This window comes from Candidatus Aminicenantes bacterium, assembly GCA_026393795.1.
Classification (GTDB): Bacteria; Acidobacteriota; Aminicenantia; order UBA2199; family UBA2199; genus UBA2199.
The window spans coordinates 1-4,258 of sequence record JAPKZL010000103.1 but is presented as its reverse complement, the minus strand read 5'-3'; the positions used below and the strand labels follow the sequence as shown (position 1 = coordinate 4,258).

The window sequence follows — 4,258 nt, the reverse complement described above, 5'->3', positions numbered from 1 at the left end:
AAGGGCAACAAAACCTATCTAGTGTGACTATGTGATTTGGTGCTTGGGATTTGGAATTTAAAATTTTCTTAAAGTACGGGCGGGTTTTAAACCCGCCCCTACACTGACCTTGCAGTCAATCGATCCGGGGAGGTGCATACTCCTTGTCCGGGTCCAGGCGCTGGACATAGGGGCCGGTCCACAGCGACAAGAACAACTCGTCCAGGATGCGGGCGACGGCCGGCCGGTTCAGGACGACCTCGACGTTGCGCGACCTGAAAAAATAGTCGTAGCCCCAGTTGCTGGTGCCCACCCAGCAGAGATCGTCGTCGATGCGCATGACCTTGGAATGGATGACGCGGGCGAAGGGGATGAAACCCCGGCGCGCCTGGGGAATGACGGCGAAGCGGACTTCGATGTTCGGCACGCGCGCCAGTTCGCGCAGGCCGTCGAGCTGCACCCGGCGCAAGTTCCAGTCGGAGACCAGCAAACGCACGTTCACGCCGCGGCCGGCCGCCCGGCGCAGCGCCTGGTCGATGAGAACGAAATGCTCGCCCTCCTTCCTCCCTTCCAGGCTGTAGGTGAGGAGCTGGACAGTGACCCGCTTTTGCGCTTTGTCCAGCAACTGGAGCAGCGTTTCCAGGGCGCTGCGCACCCCGGGTGGATTGAATGGCGACGGGCTGGCCACCAGGAAGGCGTCCGGTGCAAAGCGCAGGGGGGGCCCGGAGGCCATTTTTTGATAAACGGTTTTATCGCCGCCGCTGTACTGCCAATCGGCCGCGAAAATGCGCTCCAGCGCCGCGGCGAAAAGGGAGCCGCGGATGCGCAAGCCGGTCTCGTGAATTTGGGTCAGCGAGCGCCAGTCGAAATTCTGGCTGCCGACATAGGCTTCCTTGTTGTCGATGATGAAATACTTGGCGTGCAGCACTCCCTCGCTCAGCGGCTTCCAGTCGAACAAGCGGATAGCGATCCCCGGCTGGCCGCCGAAGCGGGCCAAGGTCTCCGGGTAGGTGGCGGCCATGCTTTTCTCGCATAGGATGCGCACCGGCACGCCGCGGCGGCCGGCGGCCAGGACGGCCTCGATCGCCGCTTCGAGCGCCTCGCCCTTTTCCCCGGCCAGGTAGAACTCGGCGATATCGATTGAGGATTTGGCCCCGGCGATCATCTCCGGCCAAACAAGGGCGGCGGCGCGGGTGCCGGCGCCGGCGATCGTCGTTTCCGCGGGCAGCGAGGTGACCACCTCGAAATCGGCGCCCGGGGCGAAACCGCCGCAAACGGCCAGCCCGACAGCGAAGACAGCCAGCTTCAGGCAGAGCCGCCACTTCTTTTTATTTGCCCTCATCTGCTTTCTCCTGAATCAATTCCGAAACGGCCACCGAGCCGCCCGGGCGGTTCTTGCCCCGGTAGCGCAAAAAGCGGCCGTCGCCCGAACGGAACCAGTAGTCGCCGTGCCAGAAAATGGAAAGCAGCCCGCTCAGCGATATGCGCACATGGACCGCTTCGATTTCCTTCCCGGCCAGGAGGATCTTTTCCCCATCCTGGCGCGTCATCGTGAACTTGCCGATCTTCAGCTCGCCCGGCCCCTGGGTGCCGATGGAGCGGAACTGGCTCTTCTCTTCGCCGCCCAGAACGAACGGCACCAGCCCCATCTGGAAGAGCTGGTTCCAGGGGGCGCCGCCGGCCGAAAATCGTTTGTCCACCTTTTGGCCGCGAAAACTTCCCGAGAGGACGATCTCATCGCCCCGCACCGTGGCGGCCAGCTCCATCTGCCGCGCCGGGTCGCTGAAGGTCCAGGCCAGGGTGGAAATGTCGGCCGCGGTGCGGAATGTCTGACGGACGGTGCGGCCGTTGCTGCCCAGGCTCGTTAGCTCAATGGCGTAGCCCGGGGCGGCTGGGGTGATGACCAGGGTGTGGGTCACCGTCAAGTCGCCCTCGACCTCGCGGTAGGTCAGGATCTCGGCCGGGAGCAGCAACGAAGCCAGGACAAGCAGGCAGATGATGGCGGAGCATGTTTTTATGTATTTGTTGCTTTTGTTTGTCATTAGGCTGAATCTAAACCAATAAAATGAATATTGCAATACGATCGGCTCCGGGAGCCGATCAAACGCTTTCGCTGATTTCGAAAAAATAGGCGCCCAGGGAAACCATCAGCAACGCGAAGGCGGCCATGACCGCCAAGGTGAAGGACAGCGGCCAGAGCGAGACGCCGATCAGGGAAGCACGCAGGCCGTCGACGCCGTAGGTGAGCGGATCGGCATAGGACAGGATCCGGACCGGGGCGGGCAGGTTCTTCAGCGGATAGACCGCTCCCGAAAGAAAAAATATGGGGAAGATGACGAAGTTCATGATGATGCTGAATCCCTGCATGTCCTTCATCCTGGAGGCGAAGATCAGGCCCAGGCCGATGAAGGTGGTGGCGATGAGCACCATGAACAGCATGGCCAGCAGAAACCTGCCGGCGCCGTTGACGGCAAATCCCAGCACCATGGAGATGAGCAGGATGGCCAGGCATTGCAGCATGGCGGTGGTGACGCCGCCGGCGATGCGGCCGAGAACGATCGACACCCGGCTGACCGGAGCGACCATGATCTCCTTCAAGAAGCCGAATTCGCGGTCCCAGAGGACCGACAGGCCGGCGAAGGTCGAACTGAAAAGCAGGCTCATGCCGATCATTCCCGGCACCAGGAAACGCATGTAGTTGACGTCGCGCGTCATGCCGGGGACGGCCATGCGGTTGAAGCCCATGCCCAGAAAGGCCATGAAAAAAAGCGGCATGGCCAGGGAGCCGACGATGCGCGATTTGGCGCGGATGAAGCGCTTCATCTCCCTGAGCCAGAGAACATAGACAGTGGTACCGCTGACCATTCAACGCCTCCGGTGCGGGCCGTCCGGGCGGGCGCGGCCGTGGTCGTTTGCTTCCGGCTCCTGATCGCGGATCGTATGGCCGGTAAAATTCAAGAAAACATCTTCCAGGCTTGGTTTGCGCAACTGGACGCAATGGACGGTGGCGCCGGCGCGCTGGGCCAATTGGATCAATTCCGGGATGCGCCTTTCCCCGTGCTCGAGGCTCAGGCTGAGCACATCATCGTGGTGTTTCAGGGACTTGATCCAGGCCAGCGTTTTGAATTGCGCGAGCAGGGAGTCGATATGCCCGCTGATCTCCAGCGAAACGACGTCGCCGCCCAGGTTGTCCTTCAGTTTGGCCGGGCTGTCGATGGCCGCGAATTTGCCCCCGTCCATGATCGCCACCCGCTGACAGAGGTAATCGGCCTCCTCCATGTAGTGGGTGGTCAGGATAATGGTCACCCCGCTTTCCCGGTTCAGAATTTTTATGTAGTCCCAGATATGCCGCCGCGTCTGCGTATCCAGGCCCAGCGTCGGTTCATCCAAAAAGAGGACCTTGGGGCGGTGGATCAGGCCGCGGGCGATTTCCAGGCGCCGTTTCATGCCCCCCGAATATTTCTCGACCAGAATGTCGGCCTTGTCGGCCAGTTCGACCAGCTCGAGCACCGTGGCGATCCGGACCTTCCTTTCCTGGCGCGGGACGCCGTACATCATGGCGTGGAACTGCAGGTTTTCCCGGCCGCTGAGGCGGTTGTCCAGGGCGGCCTCCTGGAAGACGATGCCGATGTTGCGCCTGACCCCGTCACGGTCAACGGCGACCGAACAGCCGCCCACCCAGGCATCGCCGGATGTCGGCTTGAGCAGCGTGGCCAGCATGTTGATGGTGGTTGTTTTTCCGGCGCCGTTGGGCCCCAGCAAACCGAAGAGCTCGCCCGCCGGAACGGCAAAGGAAATATGGTCCACGGCCGTGAAGCCGTTGAACGACTTGCATAAATTGCTTACGTTGATCGCGTCCATAGAAAAAAAGGGGTTCAGCCAGCGCTGAACCCCTTCGTTAAGTCTTTTTAAATCAATACATGCCGCCGCCGCCCGGAGGCATGGCCGGCATGGCTTCTTTCTCTTCCTTGATCTCGCAGACCAGCCCCTGGGTGGTCAACAGCAGGCCGGCGACCGACGCCGAATTCTGCAGGGCGATGCGCACCACCTTGGTGGGATCGATGATTCCGGCCGCGATCATGTCGGTGAACTTTTCGTTCAGGGCGTCAAATCCGTAGTTCTTGTTGCGGGCGCTGCGGATCTTTTCGACGATGACCCCCCCTTCAAAACCGGCATTGGCGGCGATCTGCTTCAGCGGCATTTCCAGCGACTTGGTCAGGATGTCGATGCCGAACTGCATGTCGCCGTTCAGCTTGAACTTTTTCAAATTCTGGGCGCA

Annotated in this window: 5 protein-coding genes; all 5 read right to left on the bottom strand. The window is 61.2% G+C overall.

Annotated features, from left to right (window positions below; genetic code table 11):
* Window positions 1-115: 115 nt before the first annotated feature.
* Complete coding sequence (locus tag NTW95_05110) at window positions 116-1,321, bottom strand: phospholipase D-like domain-containing protein (GenBank protein MCX6556797.1); 1,206 nt, start codon at window positions 1,319-1,321, stop codon at window positions 116-118.
* Window positions 1,308-2,021: a hypothetical protein gene (locus tag NTW95_05105; GenBank protein MCX6556796.1), complete on the bottom strand. Its 714-nt coding sequence runs from the start codon at window positions 2,019-2,021 to the stop codon at window positions 1,308-1,310. Before NTW95_05105 ends, NTW95_05110 begins: the two co-directional genes overlap by 14 nt.
* 58 nt (window positions 2,022-2,079) lie before the next feature.
* Window positions 2,080-2,844, bottom strand: a complete 765-nt coding sequence (locus tag NTW95_05100) for an ABC transporter permease (GenBank protein ID MCX6556795.1) — start codon at window positions 2,842-2,844, stop codon at window positions 2,080-2,082.
* Window positions 2,845-3,840, bottom strand: a complete 996-nt coding sequence (locus NTW95_05095; GenBank protein MCX6556794.1) for an ATP-binding cassette domain-containing protein — start codon at window positions 3,838-3,840, stop codon at window positions 2,845-2,847.
* Window positions 3,841-3,892: 52 nt separating this feature from the next.
* Window positions 3,893-4,258, bottom strand: a 366-nt coding sequence (gene groEL / locus NTW95_05090) for a chaperonin GroEL (GenBank protein ID MCX6556793.1), incomplete at its 5' end; no start/stop codon positions are given.

Bases quoted from the DNA above. Each gene is read 5' to 3' on its own strand.
- NTW95_05110 (MCX6556797.1), bottom strand. From the start codon at position 1,321: ATGAGGGCAAATAAAAAGAAGTGGCGGCTCTGCCTGAAGCTGGCTGTC.
- NTW95_05105 (MCX6556796.1), bottom strand. From the start codon at position 2,021: ATGACAAACAAAAGCAACAAATACATAAAAACATGCTCCGCCATCATC.
- NTW95_05100 (MCX6556795.1), bottom strand. From the start codon at position 2,844: ATGGTCAGCGGTACCACTGTCTATGTTCTCTGGCTCAGGGAGATGAAG.
- NTW95_05095 (MCX6556794.1), bottom strand. From the start codon at position 3,840: ATGGACGCGATCAACGTAAGCAATTTATGCAAGTCGTTCAACGGCTTC.